The 16,465-nt window shown below is 58.9% G+C and carries 20 protein-coding genes; 14 read left to right on the top strand and 6 right to left on the bottom strand.

The window, feature by feature from the left end:
- Positions 1 to 59 precede the first annotated feature (59 nt).
- A complete protein-coding gene (locus QLQ16_RS11710; protein WP_283224859.1) occupies positions 60 to 791 on the bottom strand; it encodes an alpha/beta fold hydrolase in 732 nt (243 codons plus the stop codon).
- Positions 791 to 2,035 carry a CaiB/BaiF CoA transferase family protein gene (locus tag QLQ16_RS11705; RefSeq protein WP_283224858.1) on the bottom strand — a complete coding sequence of 415 codons (1,245 nt, stop codon included), beginning with the start codon at positions 2,033 to 2,035 and terminating at the stop codon, positions 791 to 793. Before QLQ16_RS11705 ends, QLQ16_RS11710 begins: the two co-directional genes overlap by 1 nt.
- A 52-nt stretch (positions 2,036 to 2,087) precedes the next feature.
- Between QLQ16_RS11705 and QLQ16_RS11700 the strand changes: the two genes are divergently transcribed.
- From QLQ16_RS11700 to ptsP, 5 genes are read left to right on the top strand one after another with little or no spacing between them, the layout of a single operon-like run.
- The gene (locus QLQ16_RS11700; RefSeq protein ID WP_283224857.1) at positions 2,088 to 2,636 is read left to right on the top strand and encodes a hypothetical protein; all 549 of its coding nucleotides are present in this window, start codon (positions 2,088 to 2,090) and stop codon (positions 2,634 to 2,636) included.
- Positions 2,633 to 3,886 (top strand): MFS transporter, encoded by a 1,254-nt coding sequence (locus tag QLQ16_RS11695; protein ID WP_283224856.1) that lies wholly within the window; start codon positions 2,633 to 2,635, stop codon positions 3,884 to 3,886. Before QLQ16_RS11700 ends, QLQ16_RS11695 begins: the two co-directional genes overlap by 4 nt.
- A 10-nt stretch (positions 3,887 to 3,896) precedes the next feature.
- A complete protein-coding gene (locus QLQ16_RS11690) occupies positions 3,897 to 4,340 on the top strand; it encodes a PTS sugar transporter subunit IIA (RefSeq protein ID WP_283224855.1) in 444 nt (147 codons plus the stop codon).
- Positions 4,309 to 4,578, top strand: a complete 270-nt coding sequence (locus tag QLQ16_RS11685; protein WP_108412550.1) for an HPr family phosphocarrier protein — start codon at positions 4,309 to 4,311, stop codon at positions 4,576 to 4,578. Before QLQ16_RS11690 ends, QLQ16_RS11685 begins: the two co-directional genes overlap by 32 nt.
- 34 nt (positions 4,579 to 4,612) lie before the next feature.
- Complete coding sequence (gene ptsP, locus QLQ16_RS11680; RefSeq protein WP_283224854.1) at positions 4,613 to 6,370, top strand: phosphoenolpyruvate--protein phosphotransferase; 1,758 nt, start codon at positions 4,613 to 4,615, stop codon at positions 6,368 to 6,370.
- A 26-nt stretch (positions 6,371 to 6,396) separates the two neighbouring features.
- Here ptsP and lipA read toward each other — a convergent pair whose 3' ends face one another.
- Genes lipA through QLQ16_RS11660 form a run of 4 tightly spaced genes read right to left on the bottom strand, consistent with a single transcriptional unit; the run spans position 6,397 to position 8,874 of the window.
- On the bottom strand, positions 6,397 to 7,392 hold the full coding sequence (gene lipA, locus QLQ16_RS11675; protein ID WP_283224853.1) for a lipoyl synthase: 996 nt from the start codon (positions 7,390 to 7,392) through the stop codon (positions 6,397 to 6,399).
- A gap of 46 nt (positions 7,393 to 7,438) precedes the next feature.
- Positions 7,439 to 8,101 carry a lipoyl(octanoyl) transferase LipB gene (gene lipB / locus QLQ16_RS11670; RefSeq protein WP_283224852.1) on the bottom strand — a complete coding sequence of 221 codons (663 nt, stop codon included), beginning with the start codon at positions 8,099 to 8,101 and terminating at the stop codon, positions 7,439 to 7,441.
- 2 nt (positions 8,102 to 8,103) lie between these two features.
- Entirely contained in the window at positions 8,104 to 8,403 is a 300-nt protein-coding gene (locus QLQ16_RS11665; protein ID WP_283224851.1) for a DUF493 family protein, read from the bottom strand.
- Between the two features lie 24 nt (positions 8,404 to 8,427).
- On the bottom strand, positions 8,428 to 8,874 hold the full coding sequence (locus QLQ16_RS11660; RefSeq protein WP_283224850.1) for a CopD family protein: 447 nt from the start codon (positions 8,872 to 8,874) through the stop codon (positions 8,428 to 8,430).
- A 193-nt stretch (positions 8,875 to 9,067) separates the two neighbouring features.
- Between QLQ16_RS11660 and QLQ16_RS11655 the strand changes: the two genes are divergently transcribed.
- From QLQ16_RS11655 to QLQ16_RS11615, 9 genes are all read left to right on the top strand, one after another.
- Positions 9,068 to 9,610, top strand: a complete 543-nt coding sequence (locus tag QLQ16_RS11655; RefSeq protein ID WP_431310411.1) for an ATP synthase subunit I — start codon at positions 9,068 to 9,070, stop codon at positions 9,608 to 9,610.
- Positions 9,611 to 9,633: 23 nt separating this feature from the next.
- Positions 9,634 to 10,512: a F0F1 ATP synthase subunit A gene (gene atpB / locus QLQ16_RS11650; RefSeq protein ID WP_283224848.1), complete on the top strand. Its 879-nt coding sequence runs from the start codon at positions 9,634 to 9,636 to the stop codon at positions 10,510 to 10,512.
- A gap of 57 nt (positions 10,513 to 10,569) precedes the next feature.
- Positions 10,570 to 10,818, top strand: coding sequence for a F0F1 ATP synthase subunit C (gene atpE, locus QLQ16_RS11645; RefSeq protein ID WP_019429175.1), 249 nt, complete (start codon positions 10,570 to 10,572; stop codon positions 10,816 to 10,818).
- 37 nt (positions 10,819 to 10,855) lie between these two features.
- Positions 10,856 to 11,326, top strand: coding sequence for a F0F1 ATP synthase subunit B (locus QLQ16_RS11640; RefSeq protein ID WP_283224847.1), 471 nt, complete (start codon positions 10,856 to 10,858; stop codon positions 11,324 to 11,326).
- A 22-nt stretch (positions 11,327 to 11,348) separates the two neighbouring features.
- Positions 11,349 to 11,879 (top strand): F0F1 ATP synthase subunit delta, encoded by a 531-nt coding sequence (locus tag QLQ16_RS11635; protein WP_283224846.1) that lies wholly within the window; start codon positions 11,349 to 11,351, stop codon positions 11,877 to 11,879.
- A 44-nt stretch (positions 11,880 to 11,923) separates the two neighbouring features.
- Positions 11,924 to 13,477, top strand: coding sequence for a F0F1 ATP synthase subunit alpha (gene atpA, locus QLQ16_RS11630; protein ID WP_283224845.1), 1,554 nt, complete (start codon positions 11,924 to 11,926; stop codon positions 13,475 to 13,477).
- Positions 13,478 to 13,504: 27 nt separating this feature from the next.
- Positions 13,505 to 14,392 carry a F0F1 ATP synthase subunit gamma gene (gene atpG, locus QLQ16_RS11625; protein WP_283224844.1) on the top strand — a complete coding sequence of 296 codons (888 nt, stop codon included), beginning with the start codon at positions 13,505 to 13,507 and terminating at the stop codon, positions 14,390 to 14,392.
- Positions 14,393 to 14,430: 38 nt separating this feature from the next.
- On the top strand, positions 14,431 to 15,834 hold the full coding sequence (gene atpD / locus QLQ16_RS11620; RefSeq protein WP_283224843.1) for a F0F1 ATP synthase subunit beta: 1,404 nt from the start codon (positions 14,431 to 14,433) through the stop codon (positions 15,832 to 15,834).
- Between the two features lie 69 nt (positions 15,835 to 15,903).
- Positions 15,904 to 16,317, top strand: a complete 414-nt coding sequence (locus QLQ16_RS11615) for a F0F1 ATP synthase subunit epsilon (protein WP_283224842.1) — start codon at positions 15,904 to 15,906, stop codon at positions 16,315 to 16,317.
- Positions 16,318 to 16,465: the final 148 nt, after the last annotated feature.

Below are 16,465 nucleotides of genomic sequence, written 5' to 3'. Positions count from 1 at the left end.
CCCTTGGGGCATTGCGTCATGAGGTCAGACGTGGGCCCGTTGCGCTGAGCACCGCCAGCTCAGCGCGTGCAGTCCATCAGCAAACGGGTCAGCTCCTCGGGGGCGCTGACCATGGGGTCGTGGCCGGTGTGCATGTCCAAAACCCGTGAGCCGGGCAGCCAATGGCCGTCCCAAAACTGCGGATCCAGCATGCGTTGCCGGCTGACATCGATCGTGGCCAAGGGTGGCTGTGTGCAGTTGATGAAGGTGCGCGCCACTGACGCCACCCTCTGGGGTTCAAAGTTCAGCACCTGCGCATAGGGGCCGCCCGGATGCCGGGTTTGGCGCCGAGCGACCCACGCGTGGTCAACACCGGACAAGCCGAAAACAGCCGGATCGGGTGCAGGGAAACTGTGCAAAGGGTCTGCCTGAGATGCAGCCATGCGTGCCGCGCGGGTTTCAGGTGCATGGGTGCTGCTCCAGCTTTCGCCAGGCGCAGGCAAAACAGCATCCAAATAGACCAGATGACGAAGGCGCTCGGGTCGGCGGTCTGCCACGGCGGTGCCAATCATGCCGGCATAGGAGTGCACCACCAAGACCACACCGTCCATTTCCTCGGCATCCATGGCCGACATCACATCTTGGATATGCGTCTCCAAGTCAATGCCCGGACGAAGCAAATGCGAGCGCTCGCCTACCCCTGTCAAAGTGACGGCATGGGCGCGGTGCCCTGCTTGAATCAAAGGCGTCAACACCCGCTGCCAGCACCAAGCGCCATGCCAGGCGCCATGGACCAGAAGGAAGTGGGCCATCAAATCACCCCTTTGCCGCGCAAGGGCCCCAGCTGTTCGGTCGACCAGCCCAGCACTTCGGTCAGCACTTCTTGGGTGTGTTGGCCCAGCATGGGCGGCGGCAAGTCTTGGCGCACCGGGGTGCGGCTCATCTTGATGGGGCTGGACACCAAGCGCAAATCGGGTTTGACGGGGTGAACCCAGTCGGTGACCATGCCTCGTTCGCGCACCTGCGGGTCTTCAAACACCTCACCCAAGTGGTTGATCGCGCCACAAGGGACTTTGGCGGCTTCCAGCGCGGGCAACCATTGGGCTTTGGTGCGGGTGAGCATGATGGCTTCCAGCAGAGGCACCAACTCGGCGCGGTGACGCACCCGGTCCGCATTCAAGGCATAGCGCGGGTCTTGGGCAATCTCGGGCCGACCGGCTACCGCGCAGAATTTGGCAAATTGACCGTCGTTGCCCACAGCCAGAATCAGGTGGTCACGTGTACCTGGTGCGGAGCCTTCAGGGGCTTGCACTTCAAACACTTGGTAAGGCACGATGTTTTGGTGGGCGTTGCCAGCGCGGCCCGGCACCTTGCCACTGACCAGGTAGTTGGAGCCCAGATTGGCCAGCATCGCCACTTGGGTGTCGAGCAAGGCCATGTCCACGTGCTGGCCTTCGCCCGTGCGCTCGGCGTGGCGCAGGGCTGCCAAGATGGAAACCGTGGCGTACATGCCGGTGAACAGGTCTGCCACCGCCACGCCCACCTTTTGCGGGCCGCCGCCCAGGTCATCGCGCTCGCCGGTCACACTCATCAAGCCGCCAATGCCTTGAACGGCGTAGTCGTAACCTGCACGCTCGCGGTAGGGGCCGGTCTGGCCAAAACCGGTCACGCTGCAATACACCAGCCGTGGGTTGATGGCACTCAGGCTGGCAAAGTCCAAGCCGTAACGGGCCATGTCACCCACTTTGAAGTTTTCAACAAACACATGGCAGTGCTTGACCAATTCGCGGATCATGGCCTGGCCTTCGGGCTGGGCGATGTCGCAGGTGACCGAGCGTTTGTTGCGGTTGGCGCCCAAGTAGTACGCGGCTTCGGCCGTGTCTTGCCCTTGGGCGTCTTTCAAGAAGGGCGGCCCCCAGCTGCGGGTGTCGTCGCCACTGCCGGGGCGTTCGATCTTGATCACGTCGGCGCCAAGGTCGGCCAACGTTTGTGTACACCAAGGGCCTGCCAATACGCGGGACAGGTCGAGAACGCGGATGCCATCGAGTGAATTCATGGGGCCATTGTCGCGAAAAACCAAGACCGCGGCTGATCAGGATAATCACCCCATGCGAATCCATTCCAAGGCCCTGGTGGCCAGCCTGTCCGGCGTTCTCTTGTTGGGCGCTTGCAGCCCAGATCAAAACTGGCGCGAAGTCGGCTTTGAGGGGGCTGTCCTCAAAGCGCAACTGCCTTGCAAACCGGACCGCACCACCCGGTCCGTGCCCCTGGGGGGGATGCCGGTGGATTTGCAGGTGGCCGGTTGTGAAAGTGGGGGTGCCATGGTGGCCGTGATGACCGCGCCGCTGCCCGCTGGGGCCGATGCACAAGCCATCTTGGCCGGTTGGCAGCAGGCAACACTCAGCCATGCGGGTGTGGCGCAACCTTTGTCCGCCAAACAGCAACAAGCCTGGTCGCGGCCTGGTTTCTTGCCACTGGCCAGTGCGTCTCGGGTGCAGGCCTCAGGCCAAAGTCCCGATGGTCAGGCGGTGAATTTGCAGGCGGTTTGGGGTGCTGTGGCCGAAGGTGACCATGTGCGCGTGGTGCATGCCGTGGTGTACGACCGGCGCGATTCGTCTGAATTGGCCACAACATTGTTTGATGGGATTCGTCCATGAGCACGCAGACACATGCAGAACATTTGCCACGCCGCATGGCGGTGGTGGTCTTTTTGGCCTTCGCCTTGGCCTATTTCTTTTCGGCCTTGGTCCGGGCCATCACGGCCACCTTGTCGCCCACGCTGACCACCGAATTCCAGCTCAATGCCCAAGATCTGGGCTTGCTGGCTGGCGGCTACTTTTTGGGTTTTTCACTGACTCAGTTGCCGCTGGGCCGTTGGCTGGACAGGCATGGCCCCAAAAAGGTCATTTTGGCTTTCCTGTCGGTGGCGGTGCTGGGTTGTCTGGCCTTTGCCAAGGCCGAGAGTTTCCAAGGCTTGCTGGCCGCCCGTGTGCTGTGCGGCATGGGCGTGAGCGCTTGCCTGATGGCCCCGTTGACCGGCTACCGGCGTTGGTTTGACGCACCCACCCAGTTGCGCACCAACTCCTGGATGCTGATGACCGGCTCCTTTGGCATGGTGGCCGCCACTTTGCCTGTGCAGTGGCTGATGCCGATCTGGGGCTGGCGCGCTTTGTTTCTGATGCTGGGCATCATGATCGCGGTGGCGATGGTGTTGATCGCGCTGTTGGTGCCTCGGTGGCAAACCGCACAAGCCCCAAGCGCCAGCACGCCGGTGGACGACGATGGCTCGTACCGCGAGATCTGGCGCAACCGATATTTCTGGCGCATGACGCCGATTGGTTTCTTCAGTTACGGCGGCATGGTGGCCATTCAAACCTTGTGGGCGGGCCCTTGGATGACACAGGTGGTCGGCTGGTCGGCCCAAGAGGCAGCGACGGGCTTGTTTGCCATCAACCTGAGCATGTTGGTGAGCTTTTGGCTGTGGGGCCTGGTCACGCCGAAACTGGCCAGGCGCGGCATCCATGCCGACCGGCTGATCGCCTGGGGCTTGCCCTTGACCTTCGCGGTGCTGGCCTATTTGATCTGGCACGGTCCGTCTTTGGGCGATGCCGCGGCGGCAACATTGGCCTTGTTTTGTGTGTGCAGCACCTTTGTGGCGCTGGCGCAGCCCGCCGTGGGCATGGCGTTTCCCTCGCATCTGGCGGGGCGGGCTTTGTCGGCCTACAACCTGGTGATTTTTGCAGGTATTTTTGTGGTGCAGTGGGGCATTGGGCTGGTGGTTGACTTTGCCCGCGCTGCTGGCCTGGACAAACCGGCCGCCTACCAAGTGGCCATGGCCGGCTTTGCGCTGTGTTCCTTTGTGTCTTGGTTGTATTTTGTGCTCAGCCGGCCCGATCAGACCCGATAATCAAACCCTCATGATCGGCATCCTCATCATCGCCCACGCACCCTTGGCCACCGCTTTGCGCGAATGTGCCTTGCACGTCTTTCCTGACTGTGCATCGGGCGTTTTGGCCATCGATGTGTTGCCCAACGATGCCCCCGAAGTCAGCCTGGCCGACGCACGCCGGGCCATGGACCAACTGGGCTGCGAAGAAGTTTTGCTGCTGAGCGACGTCTTCGGGGCCACGCCTTGTAATGTGGCGCAACAATTGAACGACAGTGTCCACACCCGCTTGGTGGCGGGTGCCAATTTGCCCATGTTGCTGCGCAGTGTGTGCTACCGGCACGAAGGTCTGGACCAATTGGTGACCCGCGCACAGGCTGGCGGCACCCAAGGCGTCATGAGCGTGGGCAGCACCGCCCCCCAAAATCAAACAGGAAAGAGACATGCCCCAAGCCACCACGACCATCAGCAATAAACTGGGCCTGCACGCCCGCGCATCGGCCAAGCTGACCAAGCTGGCGGGCAGTTTTCCTTGCGAAGTGTGGCTCAGCAAGGGCGAACGTCGCATCAATGCCAAAAGCATCATGGGCGTGATGATGCTGGCCGCAGGCCTGGGCAGCGAAGTGACGTTGGAGACGAATGGCGAGCGCGATCAGGAAGCCCTGGACGCATTGCTGGCATTGATGGCCGACAAATTTGGCGAGGGCGAATGAAGCACACCTCTTGCACGCCCCATGAGGTGAGCGCATGACCTTCAGCATCCATGGTTTGGCGGTTGCGCGGGGCATTGCCATCGGGCGTGCGGTGCTGGTCGCGTCCAGCCGGGTCGATGTGGCCCACTACTTCATTAAGCCCGACCAAGTGGCCAGCGAGATCGAGCGTCTGCGCAAAGCCCGCGACGAGGTGGTCGATGAATTGCAGCGTTTGCAAAAAGACATGCCCAAGGATGCGCCGCACGAGCTGGTGGCTTTGCTCGATGTGCACCTGATGCTGCTGCAAGACGTCGAGCTCACCTCTGGGGTGCGCTTGTGGATCGAAGAGCGGCTGTACAACGCCGAATGGGCGCTGACCAGCCAGCTGGAAATCATCGCGCGCCAGTTTGACGAGATGGAAGACCCCTATCTGCGGGAACGCAAAGCCGACATGGAGCAAGTGGCAGAGCGGGTCTTGCATTGCCTCAAAGGCACGAGCTCCTTGGTGACACAGGCCAAACGCCCCGCAAGGCCCCAGCAAGAGCTGCAATTGGGCGACACCATGGATGTGCCCTTGGTGCTGGTGGCGCATGACTTGTCGCCCGCAGACATGCTGCAGTTCAAGCAAAGTGTGTTCGCCGGTTTTGTCACGGATGTGGGGGGGAAAACCTCACACACCGCCATCGTGGCCCGCAGCCTGGACATTCCGGCGGTGGTGGGTGCGCGCAGTGCCAGCCAGTTGGTCAAGCAAGACGACTGGGTCATCATTGACGGTGACGCCGGTGTGGTCATCGTGGACCCGTCGCCCATCATCTTGGCCGACTATGGTTTCAAACAACGACAAGGCGACCTGGAGCGTGAACGCCTGGCCCGCTTGCGTCACACGCCAGCGATCACGCTGGATGGTCAAAAAATCGAACTGTTGGCCAACATCGAGATGCCCGAAGACACCGAAGCCGCCATCAACGCGGGCGCTGTGGGTGTCGGCCTGTTCCGCAGTGAATTTTTGTTCATGGGCCGTCAGGGCAACCTGCCCGGCGAGGACGAACAATACGAGGCCTATCGCCGCGCCGTCGATGGCATGAATGGCTTGCCAGTGACGATCCGCACGGTGGACGTGGGGGCCGACAAGCCGCTGGACGAAGCCCGACACGATGCGGCGCACCTGAACCCGGCCCTGGGTTTGCGCGCCATCCGCTGGAGCCTGGCAGACCCTTCCATGTTCCTCACGCAGCTGCGTGCCATCTTGCGCGCTGCGGCGCATGGCAAAGTCAATTTGTTGATCCCCATGCTGGCCCACGGCAGCGAGATCCGTCAGACCATTGCCTTGATCGATCAGGCCAGGCAAGACCTGGACCGTCGAGGCGTGGCCTATGGCCCCGTGCACCTGGGCGCCATGATCGAAATTCCCGCAGCCGCCTTGTCCTTGCGCTTGTTCCTCAAGTACTTCGACTTCCTGTCGATCGGCACCAACGATTTGATCCAGTACACCCTGGCCATTGACCGGGCCGATGAATCGGTGGCGCACTTGTACGACCCGCTTCACCCCGCCGTGCTGCGTCTGGTGGCCGACACGATCGCCGAATGCGTCAGGCAAGGCAAAGGCGTGTCGGTGTGCGGCGAGATGGCCGGCGATGTGACCATGACCCGTTTGCTTTTGGGTTTGGGTCTGCGCAGTTTTTCGATGCACCCTTCACAGGTTTTGTCCATCAAGCACCAGGTCTTGCGCTCGGACACCGCCAAGCTGGCGCTGTGGGCCCAAGAAGTCCTGGCGTCCGATGAGCCTGCGACGCTGATGCCCGCCACGCGCTGAGGCAGTGGCTTGGCCGCCTTGGAGGTTCAGCGGTTCAGTGCTGCGTGGGCTTGCTGGTCAGCGTGGTAGCTCGAACGCACCATGGCACCGACCGCAGCGTGTGTGAAGCCCATTTCATAGGCTTTGGCTTCGAACATCTTGAAGGTGTCGGGGTGCACGTAGCGGCGCACGGGCAGGTGGCTGTTGCTGGGGGCAAGGTATTGGCCAATGGTCAGCATCTCGATGTTGTGCGCGCGCATGTCGCGCATGACCTCCAGAATTTCTTCGTCGGTTTCGCCCAAGCCCACCATCAGGCCGCTCTTGGTGGGCACGTTCGGGAACAAGGCCTTGAATTTTTTCAACAGGTTCAGTGAGAACTGGTAGTCCGAGCCGGGGCGTGCTTCTTTGTACAGGCGTGGCACGGTTTCCATGTTGTGGTTCATCACATCGGGTGGCGCGGCTATGAGGATTTCAAGCGCGCGGTCATCGCGGCCGCGGAAGTCAGGCACCAGCACTTCGATCTGGGTGGTGGGTGACAGCTCGCGTGTCTTGCGAATGCATTCCACAAAATGGCCTGCACCGCCATCGCGCAGGTCATCACGGTCGACACTGGTGATGACCACGTACTGCAGTTTGAGCTGCGCAATGGTCTTGGCCAGGTTGTCGGGCTCGTTCACATCCAGTGGGTCAGGGCGGCCATGGCCCACGTCGCAAAATGGGCAGCGGCGGGTGCATTTGTCGCCCATGATCATGAAAGTGGCTGTGCCCTTGCCAAAGCATTCGCCGATGTTGGGGCAACTGGCTTCTTCGCACACCGTGACCAGCTTGTTGGCGCGCAACACGTCTTTGATTTCATAAAAACGTGTGGTCGGGGAGCCGGCCTTGACGCGGATCCATTCGGGCTTTTTGAGCACTTCGGCCTGTTCGACCTTGACCGGGATGCGTGAGAGCTTGGCGGCGGCTTTTTGCTTGGCCAGAGGGTCGTAGTTTTCAACGCTTTGTGCTTCGCGCACCACGTTGCGATCGGTCGGGTTGTTGCTCATCAGGGTCTTTCGGTCATGGCTTTTGCGTTGCGCGCAAAGCCGATGGTCATAAACGGGCGGCCAGCTGCTGGGCCAGCACTTGGGCTGCTTCATCCCAAGTGGTTTCAACCCCGATTGTAGAAAGATCTACGGTTTTAAGTCCTGCATAGCCGCAGGGGTTGATGCGGTCAAAGGGCTCCAGGTCCATGGCCACGTTCAGTGCGGCGCCGTGGTAGGTACAGTGGCGGCTGACTTTGATGCCCAAGGCGCTGATCTTGCCCAGGCCTTTGAAGGGGTCGCTGGGCAGGGCCGGGCCAACCAATGCGGCGTGGCTAAACGGGTCGTCCAGGCGCACATAAATGCCAGGAGCGCCCGCCACACGGTGCCCGGTCACTCCGAAGTGCCCTAGCGTGCGGATGACCGACTCTTCGAGTTTGTAGACGTATTCCTTGACGTAGTAGCCCGCGTTTTGCAGGTTGACCAAGGGGTAAGCCATCACCTGCCCGGGCCCATGAAAGGTCACCTGGCCGCCCCGATTGGTTTGCACCACAGGGATGTCGCCAGGCATCAAGAGATGTGAAGCTTGGCCCGCCAAGCCTTGGGTGAACACAGGGGGGTGCTCGCACACCCACAGTTCATTGGGCGTGTCGGTTTGCCGCTGCGCCGTGAAAGCCTGCATGGCCTCGTAGGTCGGCAAGTAGTCCACACGCCCTAGGTTGCGAACGAGCATGGTCAAAGGACGATTTTCACCATGGGGTGGCCGGTCAAAGCGCGGTACAAATCGTCGAGCTGCGCCCGGCTGGTGGCGGTGATGTTGAGCGTCACGCCCAAGTAGTTGCCGCCCTTGCTGGGGCGCAGTTCCATCGTGGAAGCATCAAAGCCGGGGTCAAACTGCAAAGCCACTTGCACCATGGCTTCGGCAAAACCGTCGACCATGGCGCCCATGACCTTGATGGGGAAGATCGAGGGGTATTCGATCAGGCTGTCCTTGCGCGGGTCGATGCCTTCAGGGGGGGTGATGGATGCACTCATGAAAATCCTGTGAACGTTTGGCGCTCAGCGCCAGATGAGGACGGTCGCCACGGCCAACCAACCCAAGGCGAAATTGGTCAACACCAAGGGGTGTATTTGACCGAGGGCTTTGCCCGCGGTGGGCCAATCGGCGGCCAAGACGGCCGCTTTCAGACGGCGAAAAGGCGCAAACCAGATGTGGGCAAAAACAACGCACATCAAGACGCCGATGCCCGACATGGCATGCCAGCCTTTGGGGGCGAGTTTCATGTCGGCACCCGACAGCATCCAAAAACCAGAAGCCAACAGCACCGCAATGCTGAGCCAGACCATCACGAAAAAACGAGACAACACGTCGGCCATCAACGGCAAACGTTCGGGTGGCGACAGGCGGGCCATCGCCACTGGGCGAAGCGCCAAGATAACCAAGGCCATGCCACCGAGCCAGATGACACCGGCGCTGAGGTGGAAAAATTTGAGCCATTCGTACATGGAAACTCCTGGTCAGGGCAAAAAGTAGCCGGCTGTTACAGCCGTAAAAACAAGGATTGTCGCTCTTGTCGGCACAAAATTTTGACAAGAGTCCGACCAAACACGCGGGAATTGGGTGGTCAGGCGGGGGTTTCTACGTATAATCGAAGGCTTTGCGGGATTTGCCGTGTACGTAACCTCGGTGTAATTTGAGATGGTGAAAATCTCCTCAGACCCTCGGCCGAGCACAGAAACAGTGCAAACCCACAGCGTTTTGGCCGATGGCAACAGCGCTGATCTTGCAAATGAAGACCTTGAGTCCGATTTCAAGCCCCTGACGGCCGAACAGGCGCAGGCTTGGCGGCAACAACACCCGATGGCATCGCCTTGGCGTGTTTTGTGGCTCCAAGTGCTGGTGGGTGGTTTGATCGCCGTGCTGACCGGTTGGTTCAGCGGCCAGTTTCGACTGGCGGCATCGGTGGCTTGGGGTGCAGTGGCGGTGGTGATTCCTGCCGTCGTGTTTGTCAGGGCTTTGTCCCGACAAATGCGCATGCGACAAGCGGGCTCTGCTTTGGTGGGGTTGTTTGTCTGGGAATTGGTCAAGATCGTCTTGACGGTGGCGTTGCTTCTGGCGGCGCCCAAAGTGGTTTCTGATTTGAGCTGGCTTGCCCTGGTGGCCGGCTTCGTGGTGACGATGAAGGTGTATTGGCTGGCCATGGCGCTGGGCTGGATGCAACGGAAATCGAGGCCGAATTGATTTGATGAACTGATTGGTGATTTATGTCTGCTGAACACGCTGGCGCACATGCCCCGACGGCTGGAGAGTACATCCAGCATCACTTGCAACACCTGCAAATGAACTTCTCGTTTGAAGGCGTGAAGCAAACAAGCATTGTTGACTTCAGTCTGTTCAACCTCGACTCCGTGGTGTTTTCCTTGGTGTTGGGTGTGGTGGGTTGCTTGGTTCTGTGGGCCGCAGCCCGCAAAGCAACCTCTGGCGTTCCCGGACGTTTCCAAGCGGCTGTCGAAATCTTGTCCGAAATGGTGGAAAACCAGGCCAAGGGCGTGATCCACAACGCCAAGAGCCGCAAGTTGATTTCCCCATTGGCCCTGACTGTTTTCGTCTGGATTTTCCTGATGAACGCCATGGACATGCTGCCCGTGGACCTGATTCCAGCGGCCTGGCACAGTGCCGGTCCTGCTTTGGGCTTCAAGGACTACATGCGCGTCGTGCCTACGGCTGACTTGTCTTCGACATTGGGGCTGTCTTGCTCTGTGCTGTTCATCTGTTTGGTCTACAACATCAAGATCAAAGGTTTGGGCGGCTGGGCGCACGAGTTGATTGCTGCGCCCTTTGGTGACCACTGGGCTCTGTATCCGATTAACTTCTTGATGCAGATGATTGAATATTTGGCCAAGACGGTCTCGCATGGCATGCGACTGTTTGGCAACATGTTTGCGGGTGAGTTGGTGTTCATGTTGATTGCCCTCATGGGTGGCGGCTGGGCATTGTCGGCAACTGGCGTGGGTTTGGCTGTTGGCCACATCGTCGCCGGTACCGTGTGGACACTGTTCCACATCCTGGTCATCACCTTGCAAGCCTTCATCTTTATGATGTTGACGCTGATCTACACAGGTCAAGCGCACGACGCACATTGATGACACTTTTTCTCTCGTTTTTTGTTTCTTTTTTCCACTAACTTTTAGGAGCTTCTCATGGAAAACATTCTCGGCCTGGTGGCATTGGCTTGTGGTTTGATCGTTGGTCTGGGTGCTATCGGCGCTTCCATCGGTATCGCTTTGATGGGCGGCAAATTCCTCGAGTCTTCTGCTCGTCAACCTGAGTTGATGAACGAACTGCAAACCAAGATGTTCATCTTGGCTGGTCTGATCGACGCTGCGTTCCTGATCGGCGTGGCTATCGCTTTGCTGTTCGCCTTCGCTAACCCCTTCGTTCTGAAGTAATCCACGTACCTCTTCACGCAAGAAGAAGGACTGAACCGTGAACATTAACGCTACTCTGTTCATTCAGATGATCGTTTTTGCGATTCTGGTGTGGTTCACGATGAAATTCGTGTGGCCCCCGATCACAAAAGCGCTCGACGAACGGGCACAGAAAATCGCTGACGGCCTCGCTGCCGCCGACAAAGCCAAAGCCGAACTCTCCAACGCCAATGCGCGCGTGGAAGCCGAGCTGGCCCAGTCGCGCAACGAGACGGCTTCGCGCTTGGCAGATGCCGAGCGCCGTGCAAATGGCATCGTTGACGAAGCCAAAGCACGTGCCACCGAAGAAGGCAACAAGATCATCGCCGCTGCTAAAGCTGAAGCTGAGCAGCAGGCTGTCAAGGCCCGCGAAGCCCTGCGTGAGCAGGTTGCAGCCTTGGCCGTCAAAGGCGCCGAGCAGATTCTCCGCAAGGAAGTCAACGCTGGTGTCCATGCTGATCTGCTGAGCCGCCTCAAGACCGAGCTGTAATCAGCTCCAGCCAGAGAAGACCATGGCAGAACTTGCTACCATCGCCCGCCCTTATGCCGAAGCGCTGTTCAAGGCGCAGGCATCCGATCTCGCTGGCACGGCCACTTGGCTGGATGAACTGGCTGCTGTTGCCGGCAACGCGCAACTGCAACAGTTCATCGACAGTCCCAAAGTGTCCGATGAGCAGGCATTCGAGCTGATCTCTGGCGTGGTGCGCACAGCACTGCCCGAGGCTGGCAAGAACTTCCTGCGCCTGGTGATCGAAAACCGTCGTCTCAGTGCGCTGCCTGTCGTTGCACAGCAGTACCGGGTCCTCATGAATACGCAAGGTGGCACCGCAGACGCGGTGGTTCAGAGCGCATTCCCCATCGACGCTTCGGCTTTGGCCGATTTGTCGTCCACGCTCGAAAAACGCTTTGCGCGCAAGCTCAATGTGCGCGTCGAGCAAGATGCCTCCCTGATTGGCGGCATTCGTGTGGTGGTGGGCGACGAGGTGCTCGATACCTCTGTCAAGGCCCGACTGGAACAAATGAAATCGGCCCTCACCGCTTGATGCGGATTGAGACCGGACATATTTAAAGAAAGAAGGAAAGAGTCATGCAACTCAATCCCGCAGAAATTTCTGAACTGATCAAGAGCCGCATCGAAGGGCTGTCCGCCAGCGCCGATATCCGCAACCAAGGCACCGTGGTGTCTGTGACCGACGGTATCGTTCGCGTCCACGGTTTGTCTGATGTGATGCAGGGTGAAATGCTCGAATTCCCAGCGACTGCTGAAGGCGCTGCCACTTACGGTCTGGCCCTGAACCTCGAGCGTGACTCGGTCGGTGCTGTGATCTTGGGTGAGTACGAGCACATTTCTGAAGGCGACACTGTCAAGTGCACAGGCCGCATTTTGGAAGTGCCCGTTGGCCCCGAACTGATTGGCCGCGTGGTGAACGCACTGGGTCAGCCGATTGACGGCAAAGGCCCCATCAACGCCAAGATGACCGACGTGATCGAAAAAGTCGCCCCTGGCGTGATCGCACGTAAATCGGTTGATCAGCCTATGCAAACTGGCCTGAAGTCGATCGACTCCATGGTGCCCGTGGGCCGTGGCCAGCGCGAACTGATCATTGGTGACCGTCAGACCGGCAAGACTGCCGTCGCGATCGACGCCATCATCAACCAAAAAGGTCAGAACATGACCTGCGTTTACGTCGCGATTGGCCAAAAAGCCTCGTCGATCAAAAACGTGGTGCGTGCTCTTGAACAAGCTGGTGCGATGGAATACACCATCGTGGTGGCCGCTTCCGCCTCCGAATCCGCTGCGATGCAGTACGTGTCGGCCTACTCTGGTTGCACGATGGGCGAATACTTCCGTGACCGTGGCGAAGACGCTTTGATCGTTTATGACGATCTGTCCAAGCAAGCCGTGGCTTACCGTCAAGTGTCGCTGCTGCTGCGCCGCCCACCAGGCCGCGAAGCTTACCCTGGCGACGTGTTCTATCTCCACAGCCGTCTGCTCGAGCGCGCAGCCCGTGTGAACGCCGACTACGTCGAAGCCTTCACCAAAGGCGCCGTCAAAGGCAAAACAGGTTCCTTGACGGCATTGCCCATCATTGAAACCCAAGCCGGTGACGTGTCTGCATTCGTGCCAACCAACGTGATTTCGATCACCGACGGTCAGATCTTCTTGGAAACCAGCCTGTTCAACGCCGGTATCCGTCCTGCGATCAACGCCGGTATCTCGGTGTCTCGTGTCGGTAGCTCCGCTCAGACCAAGATCATCAAGGGCCAGTCCGGTGGTATCCGTACCGACTTGGCGCAGTACCGTGAATTGGCAGCTTTCGCTCAGTTCGCTTCCGACCTGGACGAGTCCACTCGCAAGCAGCTCGACCGCGGTGCCCGCGTGACCGAATTGCTCAAGCAAGCCCAATACAGCCCTCTGTCGATCAGCTTGATGGGCGCTAGCCTGTTTGCTGTGAACAAAGGCTTCATGGACGACATCGATGTCAAGAAAGTGCTGTCTTTTGAACACGGCTTGCACGCCTACCTCAAAGACAAGAGCGCTGCTTTGTTGGCCAAGATGGAAAGCTCGCAAGCTTTGGACAAAGAAGCTGAGGCTGAATTGACCGCTGCTGTGGCCGCTTTCAAGAAAAGCTTTGCTTAATTTCTACCTGATCAAAAGGAGCCGCTGATGGCATCGGGCAAGGAACTACGCACCAAGATCAAATCGGTGGAAAACACCAAGAAGATCACCAAGGCCATGGAGATGATTTCCGTCTCCAAAATGCGCAAGGCGCAGGAGCGTATGCGCACGGCCCGGCCTTACAGCGAGAAGATTCGCACCATTGCGACTCATCTCGGGCAGGCCAACCCTGAGTACGTGCACGCCTTCATGAAGCAAAACGACGGCAAGTCCGTCGGCTTCATTGTGGTGACCACGGACAAAGGTTTGTGCGGTGGCTTGAACACCAACCTGCTGCGCGCCGTGACCGGTAAATTGCGTGAAGTGCAAGCTGAAGGCAAAACGCCCCAGGCTGTGGCGATTGGCGGCAAAGGTTTGGGATTCCTGAACCGCGTCAACGCCAAAGTGGTGGCACACGTGACGCATCTGGGCGACAAGCCTCACCTGGACAAGCTGATTGGCCCCGTCAAGGTGCTGCTCGACGCTTATGCCGCCGGTGATGTGAGCGCTGTGTACCTGTGCTACAACAAGTTTGTCAGCACCATGGCACAAGTGCCCACCATTGACCAGCTGCTGCCTTTGTCTTCTTCCAAGATGGAAGCAGAAACCAAGGCCTCGGGTGCTTCAGCCCATGGATGGGATTACATCTATGAACCCGATGCACAGTCGGTCATTGATGATTTGTTGATCCGTTATGCCGAAGCCTTGGCCTACCAGGCCGTGGCAGAAAACATGGCTTCAGAACATGCTGCACGCATGGTGGCCATGAAGGCCGCTACAGACAACGCTGGCAATGTGATTGGCGAGCTCAAGCTCGTTTACAACAAAACCCGCCAAGCAGCCATCACCAAAGAACTGTCGGAAATCGTCTCTGGCGCAGCCGCGATCAGCGGTTGATACCCAGTTCAGCAAATTCAAATTATTTGGAGCGAAAAATGCAAGCCCAAGGAAAAATTGTTCAGTGTATTGGCGCTGTGGTCGACGTGGAGTTTCCACGCAACCAGATGCCCAAGGTTTATGACGCGCTCAAAATGGAAGGCTCCGCGCTGACCCTGGAAGTGCAGCAGCAACTCGGCGACGGCATCGTGCGTACCATTGCGCTCGGTTCTTCCGACGGTCTGCGTCGCGGCCTGATCGTGTCCAACACCGGCAACCCCATCACTGTGCCCGTTGGCAAAGCCACACTGGGTCGCATCATGGACGTGCTGGGTTCGCCCATCGACGAACGTGGTCCTGTCAGCCAGGAACTCACCGCTTCGATTCACCGTAAGGCCCCTGCTTACGACGAACTGAGCCCATCGCAAGAACTGCTGGAAACCGGCATCAAGGTGATTGACTTGGTTTGCCCCTTCGCCAAAGGCGGCAAGGTCGGCTTGTTCGGTGGTGCCGGTGTGGGCAAGACCGTGAACATGATGGAACTCATCAACAACATCGCCAAGGCGCACAGCGGTTTGTCCGTGTTCGCTGGTGTGGGTGAGCGTACCCGTGAAGGTAACGACTTCTACCACGAGATGGCCGACTCCGGCGTTGTGAACCTCGAGAACCTGCCTGAGTCCAAAGTGGCCATGGTGTACGGTCAAATGAACGAGCCACCAGGCAACCGTTTGCGCGTGGCTTTGACCGGTCTGACCATCGCCGAATCCTTCCGTGACGAAGGCAAAGACGTGTTGTTCTTCGTGGACAACATCTACCGCTACACCTTGGCCGGTACCGAAGTGTCCGCCTTGTTGGGTCGTATGCCTTCTGCTGTGGGTTACCAGCCTACGCTGGCCGAAGAAATGGGCCGTCTGCAAGAACGTATCACCTCGACCAAAGTCGGCTCGATCACCTCCATCCAGGCCGTTTACGTGCCAGCCGATGACTTGACCGACCCATCGCCAGCGACCACCTTCGCGCACTTGGACTCCACCGTCGTGTTGTCCCGTGACATCGCCTCGCTCGGTATCTACCCTGCTGTGGATCCTCTGGACTCCACCAGCCGTCAGCTGGATCCATTGGTGGTTGGTCAAGACCACTACGAAACCGCTCGCGCTGTGCAAGGCACTTTGCAGCGTTACCGTGAACTGCGCGACATCATCGCGATCATGGGTATGGACGACTTGGCGCCTGAAGACAAGTTGGCCGTGGCCCGTGCCCGCAAGATCCAGCGTTTCCTGTCGCAGCCATTCCACGTGGCTGAGGTGTTCACCGGCTCCCCAGGCAAGTACGTCACCTTGGCCGAAACCATCCGTGGTTTCAAGATGATTGTGGCTGGCGAGTGCGATCACCTGCCAGAGCAAGCTTTCTACATGGTTGGTACCATCGACGAAGCTTTCGAAAAGGCCAAAAAGGCGGCTTAAAGCAGTGCCTCGGGGCGGCTGAATCAGTCCCCCGATGCCCGCTTGAATGCACCTTTTTAAGGAGTAAACATGAACACCATCCACGTTGATGTGGTCAGTGCCGAAGAGTCCATCTACTCGGGCGAAGCCCGGTTTGTGGCCTTGCCCGGCGAGTCTGGCGAATTGGGCATTTACCCACGCCACACACCGCTGATCACCCGCATCAAAGCCGGGTCGGTTCGCATTGAAACGGCTGACGGCGGCGAAGAGTTCGTTTTCGTGGCCGGTGGCATCCTGGAAGTGCAGCCTGACTGCGTGACCGTGCTGTCCGACACTGCGATCCGCGGTAAAGACCTCGACGAAGAAAAAGCCAACGCGGCCAAGCAAGAGGCTGAAGAAGCCCTGCGCAACGCCAAGAGCGAAATCGACATGAGCCGTGCTCAAAACGAGCTGCTTGTGTTGGCTGCTCAGTTGTCCGCTCTGCGTCGTTATCGCAAGAAATAAAAGACAGGTTCAAGCCTTTCTTTTGTCAAAAACCCGGCACCCATGTGACCGGGTTTTTTTACGTCTGCAGTGTGGGCTGCTGCACAAAATGGACAGCAATACCCAGGGAAATGACCGCTGAAACCCAGCAAGGCATCACAATGATGGA

This window comes from Limnohabitans lacus, from assembly GCF_030053395.1.
Lineage (GTDB): Bacteria > Pseudomonadota > Gammaproteobacteria > Burkholderiales > Burkholderiaceae_C > Limnohabitans_A > Limnohabitans_A lacus.
This window is presented reverse-complemented; position numbering and strand designations above follow the sequence as displayed.